This window comes from Methanothermus sociabilis (genome assembly GCF_055392295.1).
Genome location: NZ_AP042467.1, coordinates 1,236,918 through 1,251,858, shown reverse-complemented (window position 1 = coordinate 1,251,858; position 14,941 = coordinate 1,236,918). Strand labels below are relative to the sequence as shown.

Sequence of the window (14,941 nt, the reverse complement as noted above, 5' to 3'; positions counted from 1 at the left end):
TTGGATAATTTTACTTTTCCTTTTACAGCTATAGTAGGCCAAGAGAAAATAAAGAAATCACTTATACTTAATGCTATAAATCCTAGTATTGGTGGAGTGCTGATAAAAGGAGATAAAGGTACAGGCAAAACTACAGCTGTTAGGGCACTGGCAGATCTTTTGCCATCAATAAAAGTTGTAAAAGGCTGTCCTTTCAATTGTGACCCTGATGACAAAACAAACATGTGTCCTCTTTGTAAATCAAGAGATAAAATAAAAGTTGAGAAAAAGAAAATGAAAGTTGTGGAGCTCCCACTGGGAGCTACAGAAGATAGAGTAGTAGGAACACTTGATATAAAAAAAGCGTTAAATGAAGGTATTAAAGCTTTAGAACCAGGATTATTAGCAGAAGCCAACAGAAATATACTTTATGTTGATGAAATAAACCTTTTAGATGATCATTTGGTTGATGTCCTGTTAGATGCAGCTGCATATGGAATAAATCGTGTTGAAAGAGAAGGGATATCAATTTCTCATCCTTCAAGATTTATTTTGGTTGGAACAATGAATCCAGCAGAAGGAGAGCTCAGACCCCAGCTTGCTGATAGGATTGGACTTCATATCACTGCCAAAAGTATTACTGACATTAAAGACAGAGTAAAAATCATGGAACGTAGAGAAAGATTTGAAAGAGATCCTATTGGATTTAGAGAAGAATTTAAGGACAAACAAGAAAAATTAAGAAAAAGAATCCTTAAAGCACGAAAGTTGTTAGACAAAGTTGAAATATCTCAAGAATTAATGGAATTAATAGCTAGAGTATGTTTAAATGCTGGTGTAGATGGTCACAGAGCAGACATAGCTATACTTAAAACATCTAAAACAATTGCAGCATATAATGGAAGAAAAGAAGTTAATATAGATGATATAAAAGAAGCAATTTCTCTTGTTTTAGAAGAAAGAATTTTAGGAAGAAAGCTTGGAAAAAATCAAATAAGTAAAGTAGTAGAAAGAGCAAAAGAAGAGATGAAAAAAGATAAAATTGAAACGAGTGCAAAAGCACGAGCAAAAGAACTCACAAAAGGAAGTGGTGAATTTTTTCTAGGAAGTAAATCAACATCTCACATTCAGGCTGTAGGTAAGAGAAATATTGAAGATAAAGACGTTAATATCGATTTAAAAAAAATTTTGAAATTTAAAGGTGATAAGAGAAGACGTAAGTATGGTAACAAAGTTGAATCTCAAACAGAAAGGGGAAAATATATAAAAAGTAGAATTCCATTGAAGAATCCAAAAGATATTGCAATAGATGCAACTATTAGGGCAGCGGCGATTAAATCAGAAGGTAAAATTAATGTTGAACCAGAAGATTTAAGAGAAAAAATAAGAAAACATGGATCAAAGGCATTAATAGTTTTAGTTGTGGACATAAGTGGATCAATGTCTTCAGAAGATAAAGCTGAGAAAGTTAAAGGAGTTTTAAAGAGAATAATGTTAGATGCTCAAAGACATAAAGATAAGTTAGCAATTATAGGGTTTAAAGGTAGAGAGGCTAGAGTTATTCTACCCAGTACAAGAAGGATATTTTCATTCAAAGATAAAATTGAAAATATTTCTGTAGGTGGAACTACTCCAATGGCTCATGGTCTCAAAAAAGCTATAGAAATTTTAAAAAGAGAAAAGAAAAAATCAAACGAATATGTACCAATACTTGTATTGCTAAGTGATGGCATGCCTAATATTGCCTTAAAAAATAGTCCTACACGTGACGTGCTCGAATTAGCAAAAGAGTTAAATAGGAGTGATATACATACCGTGATTATAAATTTTGAGAAAAGGATTATGCGGGGTAGAAACTTCAACTTTGAATTAGCACTAACTTCTGGTGGCAAATATTATGAGGTAGGAAATAGAAATATTGTAGAAACTGTTGGATCAATTATTAAACACGAAAGAAATTCATTATTTTACAATGATAAAAATATTTATTTATCATGAAGAAGAATGTAACAGAAAAAAATGTACAAGTTTGAGGCTAGGTAGAAAAGGTTTTGCAAAAATTGTAAAAACTATGAATCAAATACCTCGTGGCGCAATTGTATTAAATCCATTATCAAAAAAGGCACTATCTAGAGAAGACAAGCAGAGAATTATCAGACATGGTTTAGCAGCAATCGACTGTTCATGGAAAAATGTTAGAAAGTCCTCAGAAATATTTAAAGTCGGGAGATATCACAGGGCTTTGCCGTTTTTAGTTGCGGCGAATCCTATTGCATATGGTAGACCATTTGTCCTATCCACAGCTGAGGCAATAGCATCAACGCTTTATATAATAGGTTTAAAAGACATGGCAAAAGAGATAATGTCAAACTTTAAATGGGGTCCACATTTTTTACAACTCAATAAAGAGTTGTTAGATGCATATTCAAAAGCAAAAACAAGTAAAGAAGTTGTAAAAATCCAAAAAGAAGTGATGGAGGGCATAAAAAATGGCTAGATTTGAGGTGGCAGAAAAAAGACTTTTTAACGTCAAAATATGTCTTCGATGCAATGCAAGAAATGCACCTAAAGCAAAAAAATGTAGAAAATGTGGTTATAAGGGCTTAAGGTTTAAAGCAAAAGAACCTAGAGGATAAATTAATTATCTAGATAGATATGGAGCAGTTGGACCAATTTTTGCTATGTCCATTAAATATTGACCATATTCACTATTCTTTAATTTTTTTGCTCTCTCTATAAGTTGTTCTCGTGTTATCCAACCTTTATTATATGCAATTTCTTCTAAGCATGCTATATAAAAACCTTGCCTTCTTTGTATTGCCTCAACAAAATTACTAGCTTCTAATAATCCTTGAGGAGTTCCTGCATCCATCCATGCCATTCCTCTACCTAAAATTTCGACTTTTAATTCACCTCTTTTTAAATACTCTTGATTTACAGATGTTATTTCAAGCTCACCTCTCTCAGAAGGTTCTATATTTTTAGCTATATCAACCACTTTATTATCATAGAAATAAAGTCCTGGAACCACATAATTAGATTTTGGGTGCTTTGGTTTTTCTTCTATGGAAATTACATTTCCATCTTCGTCAAATTCTACAACACCAAAGGGTCTGGGATCTTTTACGTAATATCCAAAAATTACTGCACCTTTTTTAAATGATGTAGCTCTCTCCAGTACTTCACTAAATCTATGACCATAAAATATATTGTCACCTAAAACCAATGCTACCTTATCATTTCCAATAAAATCTTCTCCTACTATAAATGCATCTGCTAAACCTCTAGGTTCCTTTTGTTCTTTATATGTAAACCTAACTCCAAAATCACTTCCATCTCCTAAAAGATCTTTATAGAGAGGTAAATCTCTTGGAGTGGATATAATGAGGATATCTCTTATATTTGCCAGCATCAAAACAGAAATAGGATAATAAACCATTGGTTTATCATAGACTGGAAGTAATTGTTTTGATACAGCCGTTGTTATTGGACGTAATCGTGTTCCTTCCCCACCTGCGAGTACTATCCCCTTCATGTTCTAATCCTCCTTAAGTAATTTTTTAAGGCATCTTTGTAATGTCTTAACTTTTTAAATCCCTCAACTTCCCAATTATAATTTTTTAAAACAGAAAATTTAGGACGTTTGGCTGGACGCCCTGACTCTTCAGTTTTAATTGGTGTTAATTTGACATCCAAATTCATTTCTTTGAAAATTTGTTTAGCAAATTCATACCAAGAACAATGTCCACTGTTGGTTAGGTGATATATTCCATATCTAGGTTCTTTTATCAATTTTTTAATTGCTAATGATAAATCTAGGGTGTAGGTAGGAGATCCAACTTGATCATCGACCACTTTTATTTCATCTTTATTTTCAGCAAGTTGTAACATAGTATCTACAAAATTAGATCCATAAGGTCCATATAACCAAGAAGTACGTACAATATAAAATTTGTTTAACAAATCTCTTACATATACTTCTCCTAAGTATTTTGTTTTTCCATAGACATTTATTGGGTTTGGTTTATCATATTCATAATAAGGACTTCCTTTCTTACCATCAAAGACATAATCAGTTGAAATATACAGCAGAGAACTATTAGTTATATTACATGCAACAGCAACATTTCTAGTCCCTATTGAATTCACTTTATATGCAAGGTCTTTCTTATGTTCACTACCATCAACATCTGTAAATGCTGCAGTATGTATAACTACTTCTGGATTAAATTCTTTAATACCTTCAATAGTTTCATTTAAATTTCTTATGTCAAAGTCTTTACTGCTTACACCTTTTACTTCATATTCATCTTTAAGGACATTTATTAATTCTTTACCTAACATTCCTGTTGAACCTGTAACCAAAACTTTCATGAATACCATCTTCCCTTAAAAATTTTCTAAAGGGTGAAAAATATGAATTTTTCTCTTTTATTTAGGATGCTTATACTAGTTATAATCAGTGTTTTATTCACAAATTTCATTCTTGAAAATAACAAAATAAGAAATAGTATTATTTCTTTGATCACCCCATTAACAAAATTTTTAAGACTTCCATATCCTTGTGTGTTTTCTTTTGTTTTATGTTTTTTTAATTCAACTGCTGGAAAATCCGCATTGGCAAATTTTTATAAAAATAAAGAAATAAATGATATAGATGTAATTTTAACTATTGTAATGAGCACTTTTTCTACAGTACTTGGAGAATATTTATTAACAGCTCAGGCATTGATAACCATAGCCATCTTAGGATTAAAGCTTGGTATAATATATTTGTTTTTAAATTTATTTTCCTCATTTTTACAATTGCTTGCAGGAGTTGTTTACATCCATAAATATCAGAATACTAAAACAATAAATATTGAAGAAATACCATTAATCCAAAAACCAAAAGGAAACGCCATTAAGAGATCTATAAAGATTTTGAAAAAAACTATACCAACCATAATTGTAACATTTTTTCTTATAAATTTTTTACTTGAAATAGGCGGATATAAATATTTAAACATTCTTTTTAGTCCATTTTTAAAATTTTTTGGCATACCTGGAATGTCAGCTATTGTAATTATTGCACAACTCATCCATTTTTCTGCAGGATATACAACTGTCGCCACATTATTCTATAGTGGCACTTTAACCTTAAAACAAGCTCTTATAACACTTCTTTTGGGAAGCATGGCAGTTATAACATCTATATATCTAAAATATACATTTCCTATGTATATAGGGTTGTTTGGGAAATTTGGTATTAAGGTAGGAATTATCGATTATATGGCAAGTATATTTTCAAAATTTATCATGATATTTTTCTTAATGTTCTTACTGTAAAAATTTTTAAAGCTAAATTAAGTTAATTCTTATTTAGAAATAAAAAAGTTGTGATAATATGTTTGGACGTTATAGATTTGGAAGTATAGAATATGGAAATAAAGAATATAACCACGATATAATAGTGCATATAGATGGGAGTGTTAGTAAGAGAGAAAAGTCTCTCTCAAGGGAGAAATATGGAACTTCACATATACTTTCTGATAGAGAAATTGAAAAACTAGTTAATGAAAATCCTGATGTACTTGTTGTAGGATGTGGCGAAGTTGGTGCATTAAAGGTAAGCGATGAAGCAAAAAATTTAGTTAAAGAAAATGGGATAAAACTTGTGTCATTGCCTACTCCTGAAGCAATAAAGAAATTTAATAAATTGAAAAAAGAAGGTAAAAAAGTGAATGCACTAATCCACGTTACTTGTTGACTTTAAAGGTTCAACAATTTCAGAAATTTTCTTCTTGATATCAGACGCACGTTCAATAATAGTGCCAGTTACTATTATGTCTGCACCAGCTTTAATAACTCTTTCTACATCTTCACGAGTTTTAATACCTCCACCAACAATTATTTTCAAATTTGTGCTATCTCTAACTTTAGATATCATTTTAGTAGGTACATGATGTTTGGCTCCAGATCCAGCCTCTAAATAAACATATTTCATTCCTAATAATTCGGCAGCCATCGCATATGCAGCTGCAAGTTTATATTTTTTTCTAGGTATTGGTTTGGCATCTCCAACCCAACTTACAGTTCCACCAGGTTCTATAATCAAATATGCAACTGGTAATGCCTCAATACCATATTTTTTTACAGTTGGTGCACCTAAAGCTTGTGCACCAGTTATCCAATAAGGATTAGTAGAATTTAATAAACTCATGAAAAATATTGCATCAGCATATTTACTTATACCGGTTATGTTCCCTGGAAAAAGTATGATAGGAACATTTAGATTCATTTTTAATATTTTAACTGTTGTATCTAGATCTTCCTGATCACTAGTAGAACCTCCTACCATTATTCCATCGGTGCCTCCTTTTATCGCTAATTTTGCAATTTCAAGTGCTTTCTTTGGTTCTTGTTCCTCAGGGTCTATCAACGTTAAATGGATTTTACGTTTTGACAATATTTTTTCAAAATATTTTTCAACTTTCATCTTTATACCTCATTATAACTTCACAGGGTTTTCTTTCAGTGGTTTCCATTTTTTATCTTTATCTGAAATTATTAATTTATCTACTTCATCAATTGGCCATTCAATCCCAATGTCAGGGTCATTCCATATTATTCCTCCCTCATATTCAGGATAATAAAAATCAGTACACTTATAAGTTACAATTGCTGTATCGGAAAGTACTAAAAAGCCATGGGCAAAACCTTCAGGAATATAAAACATTTTTTTATTTTTACCTGACAATATTACTGATTCCCATTCTCCATATGTTTCAGAATTTTTTCTTAAATCTACTGCAACATCAAATATCTTACCTTTTATAACCCTCACGAGTTTTCCTTGTTGTCTACGATATTGGAAATGTAGACCACGTAACACGCCTTTTTTGGAAAACGATTGATTATCTTGAACAAACTTTGCATTTATATTTGCTTTCTTGAATTCTTTAGCATTATAAGTTTCCATAAAGTACCCTCTTTCATCTTCAAAAACTTTAGGTTTTATCACATATAGGCCAGGTATAGAAGTTTTTTTAAATTTAAACTTGCCCATAATCTCACCTCAAAAAATCTAAAAAATTTTTAATAACATATAAATTTCTTCCAAAAAAATTATACATTCTAAATCTAAAGATTTTTTGGTGGTGAGTAGATGAGTGTTATATTAGTTACTGGAGGAGCTGGGTTTATTGGAAGTAATTTTGTACGTTATATGGTGAATAAATATCCACAATATAAAATAATAAATCTAGATAAATTAACATATTCAGGTAATTTAGAAAATCTTAAAGATGTTGAAGATGCTCCTAATTATAGCTTTGTTAAAGGTTGCATAACTGATGGAAAGCTAATTCAAAAATTAATTGAAAAGTATGAATGTGATTATATTGTAAATTTTGCAGCTGAAAGTGTTGCTGAAGAAGAATTTGTGACTGTTCATTGGAATGGTGAAATACAAGTACTTAGCATGAAAAAATTATTCGAAAGATTGAAAGAAAGCAACAAAGTAATTTGGGATGGAAAACATGAAATCATTGATACATCAAATGAAAAAATAAAGGTATTATCTTTTTATAATAATTCTGGGACTTTCCTACCTCTTCGGAAAATTATTCGACATCCATATAGAGGAAAGATTCTAAAATTAAAACAAAAACAAGGAGAAGTTCTTGTAACACCAAATCACTCTGTATACAATACACATGGAAAGGTTGTAGCAGCGAAATCCAATCCCTCTCTATTATATGTAAGAGACATGAATTTCTCATGCAGAGATAAAAAGATAAAACATCCAAAAATATTAGGAATGTTTAATGATAAAAAATTAAAGTTTCTATGTAGATTACTTGCTGCTTATATTTCAAGTGGTTATCTCAAACAAAATTATGTCATTATCAATGACAATGACAAAAGCTGGTTAGAAATTTTATCTGACGATTTTAAAAATATTTTTGATGGAAACAGCTTAATAACAGAAAACAATGGTACTCTACAACTTAAGTTGAAAAATAAAGATTTTTATAAAATCTGTACAAAATTTTGTAATGATGGTGATAGTAAAAAAATTCCTAATTTTGTATTTAACATTGGAAAAGAGTATCAAGAAATATTTTGGAAAAGTTTAGTGAAAGGAATTAACAATGGAAAAGAAGAATTTTTGACAAGCTCAAGAAGATTAGCAGCTGAAGTTTGTTTATTGCTTTTATTAATAGGTAAAGAGTTTTATGTGGACTATAAAATGAATGCATATAATATCAAAGTAGGAAATTGTAAATTTAAAAGTAAAAAAATTACGGAAAAAAAATATGAAGGATTTGTATATGACTTAGAAGTTGAAGGATCTCATAATTTTGTTGCTGGTGTAGGAAACATAGTAGTTCATAACACACACGTTGACAGAAGCATAATGGAACCAGGTAGATTTGTTAAAACAAATGTATTAGGTACTCAAGTACTATTAGAATCTGCCCGCAAATATGGTATTGAAAAATTTATACAAATTTCAACAGATGAAGTATATGGAACTCTAGGCGATGAAGGATATTTCACAGAAGATTCGCCATTAAAACCAAACAGTCCATATGCAGCTAGTAAGGCAGGAGCTGACTTACTTGTTAGATCTTATCACAAAACTTATGGTTTACCTGTTAACATTGTTAGACCTTCAAACAATTATGGTCCTTATCAGTTCCCAGAAAAATTTATACCGTTAATGATTACCAATGCCCTTGAAAATAAACCATTACCTATCTATGGTGATGGATCAAATATCAGAGATTGGTTATATGTTAAAGATACATGTAGAGCTATTGATCTAATTTTACATAAAGGTAAAAATGGTGAAATTTACAACGTGAGTGCTAACAATGAAAAGAGGAATATAGAGGTAGTAAAATTAATATTAAAAAAATTAAATAAACCACAATCACTAATAAAGTTTGTTAAAGATAGGCCAGCCCATGATTATAGATATGCATTAGATTCTAGCAAAATTAAAAATGAATTAGGATGGAAGCCCGAATATTCATTTGAAGAAGGCCTTGAAAAAACTATAAAATGGTATATAGAAAACAAGGAATGGTGGAAACGAATAAAAACAGGAGAATATATGGAATATTATAAAAAATGGTATGGAAAAAGATTAAATTTAGATTAAATGATTGTAAATGCATCATCTATACTAACTCTAGGGGGTGGAGTTGGAGATTCATCAGGGTAACCAACTGGTATGAGTGCTATAGGTCTCAATGAATCTGGTAGCTTAAGCAATTTTTTAACATATTCTTCGTCAAAAGCACCTATCCAACAAGCTCCAAGACCTAATTCATGTATTTCAAGTAACATGTTTTGTATTGATGCAGCAGTGTCCATGAGACAGTAAAGTTCTCTTCCTCTTTCTCCATATCTTGAAGCAGACTTAATTAAATCTGCACATGCCACTATTACAATTGGGGCTTCCATTACAAATTCTTGCATATAAGCAGCTTTTGTAAGTTCATACTTTAATTTTGAATCCTTCACTATTATAAACTTCCTACTTTGGAGATTTCCTGCAGATGGTGCCCAAATTGCAGCTTCCATTATTTTTTTTATATACTCTTGGGGAATGTCTTTATCTTTAAAACTTCTTATACTTCTCCTTTCTTTTATTGCCTTAAGAACATGCATTAAATTTCCTCCACAAAAAGAAATTTTATGCAAACATGCGTTTAGGTTCTTTATTTTTCTTTTTGTAATGTTCTAATGCATATTTAATATGTTTATTTTCAATTTTCTTGTCGTTGTCTACAATAGCTTTATGCAATGCTGTTTTGAGAAGTTTTTCTTTGATATCCCTTCCAGACATTCCTTTAGATAATTCTGCTAACTTATTTGGTGATACTGTAACTGGTAAAGGCATGGTTTTTATATGTCTTTTGATCATTTCTTTTCTTTCTTCTTTTGATGGTAATGTAAATTCTATTTCTTCTTCAAATCTGCTTCTTATTGCGGGATCTAATAAGCTTGGGTTATTTGTTGCTGCTATTGTTACTACACCTTCATTTTCTTTTATTCCATCCATCTCTGTCAATAATGCGCTTACAACCTCAGAAACATCTCCTCTTAGTGATTGATATTTACGACTTAATCCTATGGCATCGATTTCATCAATAAATACTATTGAAGGTGAAGTTTCACATGCTAAATCATAAAGTTCGTGAATTTGTCGTGCACCATCGCCCACATGTTCCCCAATTAAACTTGTAGCTTTAACAAGGTAAAGAGGTACATTAACTTCATTTGATAGAGATTTTGCAAGCATAGTTTTACCAGTTCCAGGAGCCCCATAAAACAATATGTTCCTTGGTGCCCATCCACTAAATTTTTCAGGATTTTCTAGATATTTCATTATTACTTTACATTTCATTTTAGCACGTTCTTGTCCAACTACATCAGCAATTTTTAAATTACTTTCAACTTCTCTAAAAACTACGGAATGTTCTTCAGTATTTACTAATATTATTGTTGTATTTTTACCAATTTTTGAATTGTTTGGATGCACCTTCAATACTTTAAATGCATAATCAGGTAATAGTTTTTGATCAAAAAGATAAGAACCTTCTTTTACAATGAAGCCCTCCCATTGTTCTTTTGCATACAATTCAAATAATTTTTTATCTTTAACTTCTACTTTTGGCGTTTCTATTAAATTACAAATGAAAGGATATCCTGCCGGCTTCAATACTACTAATTTTGCTTCTTTGTTAGTAAGCATAGTTTTTTGTACGGATTTCTTATCTAAAGAATAATTATCAGATAAAGTTGTATTCATTTTCACTCCATCACCACGAGCTTTTTTCTAAAATTATTTATTAGTTTTCACCTTTATTAAACCTTCCTATCTTCTCTTTTATTTTAATGGCATCTTGATCTAATTTTGGAGTTTCACATATTATTGTAGCATTAAATCCATTTTCAACAAGAACTTTGATTAAAGGTTCTAGTGGAGGTCCGTATTTCTCTTCATTTAAAGAATGATGTTTCACTTCACCTTTCTCACTAAATTCCACTTTTGTGAAATGACAATGGAAATGTTTAACTCCTAACTCATTTTCCACAAAATTTAAAATATGGTAATAATCGTTTTCATCCTTTAATGAACCTCCTTCTCTTGCATGTATATGTGCAAAATCTATTGTGGGCTGAAAATTTTCAAAAGACTGACATATTTCTATTATTTCATTCAAACTCCCCAACTGTGATTTCTTTCCAGTCGTTTCCGGTGCAAAACAATAATTTTTTATATTTTTTTCTTTTACTTTACTTAATAACTTTTTTATAGAATTTTTACATAACTCCATAGCTTCAGATTTCGAAAACTTTCCATAATATCCTGGATGAAATACTATCCTATATGCATTCATCCATTCAGCAACTTTACTTGTAATGAATAACCTATTTATGGACCTCTGTATTACTCCTTTATCTGCAGAAGATAAATTTATATAGTAGGGAGCATGTATAGATACAAGGACATCATTCTTTTTGGCATTTTTTCCAATTAACAAAGAAGATTTTTTTCCAATTCTTACACCATATGTAGCTTGATATTCATATGCATCAAGCCCTAATTTTTTTAAATAATCAAATACGTCAACAGTCTTTCCTTTATAACCTATAGGGTTGCCAGCTGGTCCAACTCGAATCATGGTTCCTTATTATTGAAGTATGTTCATTGCTTTGTTAGTTTTATTTATAGATTTGTATTTATCCTCTTCCATCTCTAATATTGCTCTTACAGCATCTACATTTTCAGGTACTATATCTGATTCTTGATGAACTGCTTGCATGTAATAAATTTCATTGTCTACGACAGTTATTGATTCTCTCCAAACAGGAATTTCAAATAAATCGTTTCTGGATCTACCTAATTCCTTTGCATATTCCATTATCTCTGCAGTTGATGTCAAACCATCCTCAGCACTTATAAGTATAACTCTAGGCGTATCTTCAAATACATCTATTATATCATCCACAGTAGGAGTTTCTTCCACCTCTACCATAACGTTATGTTGATGCATTAAAGTAGTTGGTACTATAACAGCCATTGTATCTATATTTATGTCCAGGACTGTTTTAACATCTGGACCATGGTGAGATGGTAATTTAGGTGGATTGGGTATTATAGCGTTTATAGGTCCTTTAGATACTTGTGCAGGGTCTGCACCTCTCCTTACTATTACGGCTCTAACTTTTTTTATACCAAAAGAATCATGTAATGGTTTTAAAGTTCTGCATAAACCAGTGGTATTACAGGAAACAACTCGTGTGTAGTCTTTGCCATAAGATTCTTCATAATTGCTCAATGAATTGAATGATAAACCTATATCTTCATGTTTTTCTCCACCTTGAAATATAGCTTTTATTCCTTTTTCTTTATACATTTTTAAATTTTTGGCACCAATTCCTTCTGGAGTACAATCAATAACTATATCTGCTTCATCTAGCATGTCATCCACTGTTCCTGCAACTTCAATTCCTGCCTTTTCAAATAATTTTACCCTTTCAGGAATAGCAACATATAAATCATAACCCTTTTTTAGTGCCATCCTAGCTTCAAAATCTGGTCTTGTCTTACTTACTCCGATAACTTTCATATCATCTTGTTGTGCAATTGCATCTGCAACTCTTTTACCTACAGTTCCATACCCATTAATAGCTACAGCTTTCATAGCATTCCTCCAAAAAATAAATTTTTTATTTTTAAGATGTGTAATTAATTTTTTATGAACCTGAATTTAAAAATTTTGTCCTTAATATTTAATTTTTAGGTTAGATTACTTCATATATTTTTATTCTTTTATTTTCAAAAACTTTTGTAAAACCTTCGATTTTCATTTGTGAAAAAGCTCTTACACATATAGAATATCTGTAATTTTTATTTACAATCAATGCTTTATCATCTAAAATTACAAGCGAATATTTGCCATTTTTGTTTATTATTTTCTCAGATCCATTTTTAATTATGGAATATACATTTTTTAAATCCAATTTATTTTTGGATGTGATATTAACAAATGGAAGTGACAACAACATTTCATCAGTCATAACTAAAACAAAATTTCGTGGAGTAGTAGGGTGTGTACAATTCAAAATTTTTTTAGCTTTTTCATCAGGTATTCCTTCCTTTTTTAAAGTTACATATGCTGAACTTCTATTTAACGTTAATATTTTGTTAAGTATAGTAAATGAACGAGTTTTGTTGTGGGTATAATTATTTAATAATAAATATCCATTATCTCCACTTGTAGCCAACATTTTTAATATATTTTTTGATAAAAGAGTATTGTTTGTCGTAATTGCAACATTTATCCAGTAATCACGAGCAGTAGTTGGGACATCAGGACTTAAATTAGTATTAGAATACAAAATTTTCCTTATTGGCAATGTTTCAATATAACCTATTCTTCCATCAAACGAAACAGGTCTATCTGATTCACTGGCAAAAAAATGGCCATAACTCCAAGAAGTTATCACAACAGTATCATTATTAGTATTATTTTTTATCCATAAGGCCGCATTTTCAAAATAATCATCATACATCGGTTTATATCCTTTTGCATAATTAATAGAGAAATAAAATACTAAAACTAAAATGAACAAAATAGCAATTTTAAAAATTACAATAATTTTTCTTTTTGATTGGATTTTAAGATGATTTAGGATATTTTCATATTTTTTCCATGCAGCACCTACAAAAATGAATGAAGGTCCAAAAAGTAGTAAAAAAAATTTGACATGTTTCATTGTTAATAAAATAGAGGAAATTATCCAAGAATATAACATTATTCTTGTAAATTTTGGAAAAAGATCGTTTAAAGCTTTGGTGTAAATAATCCCAAAAATAAATACTAATAAAAAAATTAAAATAATAGTTTCTTGCATTGTTGCTGGACGCAATTCCATAACATCTTTGTAGCTATTGGGCCATGGATACCATATATTTGAGTTTGAAAAGAAATGTACATAAGTAATTGGCGTTGCAAATATTTCATAGAATGCAAGTTTATTGAAAGCTAATAAAAATAAAAAGAAAGTTACAAAAAATGGAAAAACTATTTCTTTTATTTTCTCTTTCTTATCACTACTAGATACTAAGTATATTGTCATTGACAAAACAACCAAATAAAAGAAATATATCCAACCATTCCAAGATAATGAGATTAAAAACATTAAAAAACCTGCAAATATTGAATAAATTAATTTTTTTTGTAATGATACACAATTTTCAATTTCAAAAAATATCCAATACAAAATAATTGGAAGTAAAGTATATAAAAGATTTACATTGAAAAAACCAAGACACGTTCTATAACAATATGTCGGATATGTCGCAATTAACATGCCAGTTATAAATCCACCAAAATCCCCACTTATTTTACGTGAAAATAGAAATCCAGCAACACTTGTCAGTGATCCAAAAAATGGTGGAAGCCAAATACAAAATTGCTTTAATGAAATTTTACAAACTTCAGAGAATAAAGAATAGAGTACTGCCGTAATGTAGTGTAGAAGCGGTGGATAATCTCTAGGTACTCCTGGAGGATAGTAAGAATGAATATCCCACTCTTTTCCATTTATTATTTTATCTCCAGGATATCCATGGTTAAGAATATTATTTACCAACCGATAATTGTAATATGAATCACTTTCCTGAAAATAAATTTTTGTAGGGTTATGGACTGTTAAATTGTAATTTGCAATTCTAATTGAAAAGGCTAAAAGAAAAATTATGATGGTGAGGGTTATGGTATTTAATTTTTTGTGCATAGTTCCACCAATAATAACATTCTAAAGAAAAGTTACTAAAACTAGTATTACTTCCTCTAGTCCCAATTCTATTTAAAATTTTTGATTTGTCTTAAAACCACAAATTATTTACTTATTATTAAAAAGAATTCACTATGTGTAAAATTGATTATGGGGG

15 protein-coding genes and 1 pseudogene are annotated in these 14,941 nt (G+C 30.2%); 7 read left to right on the top strand and 9 right to left on the bottom strand.

The window, feature by feature from the left end; translation table 11 throughout:
• Genes ACZ5LY_RS06820 through ACZ5LY_RS06810 form a run of 3 tightly spaced genes read left to right on the top strand, consistent with a single transcriptional unit; the run spans nucleotide 1 to nucleotide 2,615 of the window.
• Nucleotides 1-1,977 carry a magnesium chelatase subunit D family protein gene (locus ACZ5LY_RS06820; RefSeq protein ID WP_464577540.1) on the top strand — a complete coding sequence of 659 codons (1,977 nt, stop codon included), beginning with the start codon at nucleotides 1-3 and terminating at the stop codon, nucleotides 1,975-1,977.
• Nucleotides 1,955-2,476 carry a DUF367 family protein gene (locus tag ACZ5LY_RS06815; RefSeq protein ID WP_187286198.1) on the top strand — a complete coding sequence of 174 codons (522 nt, stop codon included), beginning with the start codon at nucleotides 1,955-1,957 and terminating at the stop codon, nucleotides 2,474-2,476. The genes ACZ5LY_RS06820 and ACZ5LY_RS06815 overlap by 23 nt, the downstream gene beginning before the upstream one ends.
• Entirely contained in the window at nucleotides 2,469-2,615 is a 147-nt protein-coding gene (locus ACZ5LY_RS06810) for a 50S ribosomal protein L40e (RefSeq protein WP_013413368.1), read from the top strand. Before ACZ5LY_RS06815 ends, ACZ5LY_RS06810 begins: the two co-directional genes overlap by 8 nt.
• A 5-nt stretch (nucleotides 2,616-2,620) precedes the next feature.
• Here the strand turns inward: ACZ5LY_RS06810 and rfbA are convergent, their stop codons facing one another.
• Complete coding sequence (rfbA, locus tag ACZ5LY_RS06805; RefSeq protein WP_013413367.1) at nucleotides 2,621-3,514, bottom strand: glucose-1-phosphate thymidylyltransferase RfbA; 894 nt, start codon at nucleotides 3,512-3,514, stop codon at nucleotides 2,621-2,623.
• Nucleotides 3,511-4,353: a dTDP-4-dehydrorhamnose reductase gene (gene rfbD, locus ACZ5LY_RS06800; protein WP_464577537.1), complete on the bottom strand. Its 843-nt coding sequence runs from the start codon at nucleotides 4,351-4,353 to the stop codon at nucleotides 3,511-3,513. Before rfbD ends, rfbA begins: the two co-directional genes overlap by 4 nt.
• A gap of 42 nt (nucleotides 4,354-4,395) precedes the next feature.
• On the opposite strand from rfbD, the gene ACZ5LY_RS06795 reads away from it, so the two are divergent.
• Both ACZ5LY_RS06795 and ACZ5LY_RS06790 read left to right on the top strand, forming a co-directional pair.
• Entirely contained in the window at nucleotides 4,396-5,307 is a 912-nt protein-coding gene (locus ACZ5LY_RS06795) for a nucleoside recognition domain-containing protein (protein WP_013413365.1), read from the top strand.
• Nucleotides 5,308-5,365: 58 nt separating this feature from the next.
• Nucleotides 5,366-5,728, top strand: a complete 363-nt coding sequence (locus ACZ5LY_RS06790) for an Mth938-like domain-containing protein (protein WP_013413364.1) — start codon at nucleotides 5,366-5,368, stop codon at nucleotides 5,726-5,728.
• Here ACZ5LY_RS06790 and ACZ5LY_RS06785 read toward each other — a convergent pair.
• Nucleotides 5,708-6,457, bottom strand: a complete 750-nt coding sequence (locus ACZ5LY_RS06785; RefSeq protein WP_013413363.1) for a phosphoglycerol geranylgeranyltransferase — start codon at nucleotides 6,455-6,457, stop codon at nucleotides 5,708-5,710. The two genes, ACZ5LY_RS06790 and ACZ5LY_RS06785, sit on opposite strands and share 21 nt — an antisense overlap.
• A 12-nt stretch (nucleotides 6,458-6,469) precedes the next feature.
• Nucleotides 6,470-7,027 carry a dTDP-4-dehydrorhamnose 3,5-epimerase gene (rfbC, locus tag ACZ5LY_RS06780; protein ID WP_013413362.1) on the bottom strand — a complete coding sequence of 186 codons (558 nt, stop codon included), beginning with the start codon at nucleotides 7,025-7,027 and terminating at the stop codon, nucleotides 6,470-6,472.
• A gap of 99 nt (nucleotides 7,028-7,126) precedes the next feature.
• Here rfbC and ACZ5LY_RS06775 point away from each other — a divergent pair.
• Nucleotides 7,127-7,417: pseudogene (locus tag ACZ5LY_RS06775) on the top strand (GDP-mannose 4,6-dehydratase); the annotation flags it as partial.
• A 24-nt stretch (nucleotides 7,418-7,441) separates the two neighbouring features.
• Nucleotides 7,442-9,130, top strand: a complete 1,689-nt coding sequence (gene rfbB / locus ACZ5LY_RS06770; protein ID WP_464578011.1) for a dTDP-glucose 4,6-dehydratase — start codon at nucleotides 7,442-7,444, stop codon at nucleotides 9,128-9,130.
• On the opposite strand, the gene ACZ5LY_RS06765 is transcribed toward rfbB, so the two are convergent.
• From ACZ5LY_RS06765 to ACZ5LY_RS06745, 5 genes are all read right to left on the bottom strand, one after another.
• Entirely contained in the window at nucleotides 9,127-9,642 is a 516-nt protein-coding gene (locus ACZ5LY_RS06765; RefSeq protein WP_013413360.1) for a nitroreductase family protein, read from the bottom strand. The two genes, rfbB and ACZ5LY_RS06765, sit on opposite strands and share 4 nt — an antisense overlap.
• Before the next feature lie 25 nt (nucleotides 9,643-9,667).
• On the bottom strand, nucleotides 9,668-10,792 hold the full coding sequence (locus tag ACZ5LY_RS06760; protein ID WP_464577530.1) for an AAA family ATPase: 1,125 nt from the start codon (nucleotides 10,790-10,792) through the stop codon (nucleotides 9,668-9,670).
• A 34-nt stretch (nucleotides 10,793-10,826) separates the two neighbouring features.
• Complete coding sequence (locus ACZ5LY_RS06755; RefSeq protein ID WP_013413358.1) at nucleotides 10,827-11,663, bottom strand: TIM barrel protein; 837 nt, start codon at nucleotides 11,661-11,663, stop codon at nucleotides 10,827-10,829.
• 9 nt (nucleotides 11,664-11,672) lie between these two features.
• Nucleotides 11,673-12,686, bottom strand: a complete 1,014-nt coding sequence (locus ACZ5LY_RS06750; RefSeq protein ID WP_013413357.1) for a phosphorylating glyceraldehyde-3-phosphate dehydrogenase — start codon at nucleotides 12,684-12,686, stop codon at nucleotides 11,673-11,675.
• A 100-nt stretch (nucleotides 12,687-12,786) separates the two neighbouring features.
• The gene (locus ACZ5LY_RS06745) at nucleotides 12,787-14,784 is read right to left on the bottom strand and encodes an STT3 domain-containing protein (protein WP_464577527.1); all 1,998 of its coding nucleotides are present in this window, start codon (nucleotides 14,782-14,784) and stop codon (nucleotides 12,787-12,789) included.
• Between the last annotated feature and the right edge of the window lie 157 nt (nucleotides 14,785-14,941).

What these genes read in the sequence shown, in the direction of transcription:
- rfbB (WP_464578011.1), top strand. Translation starts at nt 7,442, where the DNA reads ATGAAAAAATTATTCGAAAGATTGAAAGAAAGCAACAAAGTAATTTGG.
- rfbA (WP_013413367.1), bottom strand. Translation starts at nt 3,514, where the DNA reads ATGAAGGGGATAGTACTCGCAGGTGGGGAAGGAACACGATTACGTCCA.
- ACZ5LY_RS06745 (WP_464577527.1), bottom strand. Translation starts at nt 14,784, where the DNA reads ATGCACAAAAAATTAAATACCATAACCCTCACCATCATAATTTTTCTT.
- rfbC (WP_013413362.1), bottom strand. Translation starts at nt 7,027, where the DNA reads ATGGGCAAGTTTAAATTTAAAAAAACTTCTATACCTGGCCTATATGTG.
- ACZ5LY_RS06750 (WP_013413357.1), bottom strand. Translation starts at nt 12,686, where the DNA reads ATGAAAGCTGTAGCTATTAATGGGTATGGAACTGTAGGTAAAAGAGTT.
- ACZ5LY_RS06755 (WP_013413358.1), bottom strand. Translation starts at nt 11,663, where the DNA reads ATGATTCGAGTTGGACCAGCTGGCAACCCTATAGGTTATAAAGGAAAG.
- ACZ5LY_RS06765 (WP_013413360.1), bottom strand. Translation starts at nt 9,642, where the DNA reads ATGCATGTTCTTAAGGCAATAAAAGAAAGGAGAAGTATAAGAAGTTTT.
- ACZ5LY_RS06785 (WP_013413363.1), bottom strand. Translation starts at nt 6,457, where the DNA reads ATGAAAGTTGAAAAATATTTTGAAAAAATATTGTCAAAACGTAAAATC.
- ACZ5LY_RS06795 (WP_013413365.1), top strand. Translation starts at nt 4,396, where the DNA reads ATGAATTTTTCTCTTTTATTTAGGATGCTTATACTAGTTATAATCAGT.
- ACZ5LY_RS06790 (WP_013413364.1), top strand. Translation starts at nt 5,366, where the DNA reads ATGTTTGGACGTTATAGATTTGGAAGTATAGAATATGGAAATAAAGAA.
- ACZ5LY_RS06810 (WP_013413368.1), top strand. Translation starts at nt 2,469, where the DNA reads ATGGCTAGATTTGAGGTGGCAGAAAAAAGACTTTTTAACGTCAAAATA.
- rfbD (WP_464577537.1), bottom strand. Translation starts at nt 4,353, where the DNA reads ATGAAAGTTTTGGTTACAGGTTCAACAGGAATGTTAGGTAAAGAATTA.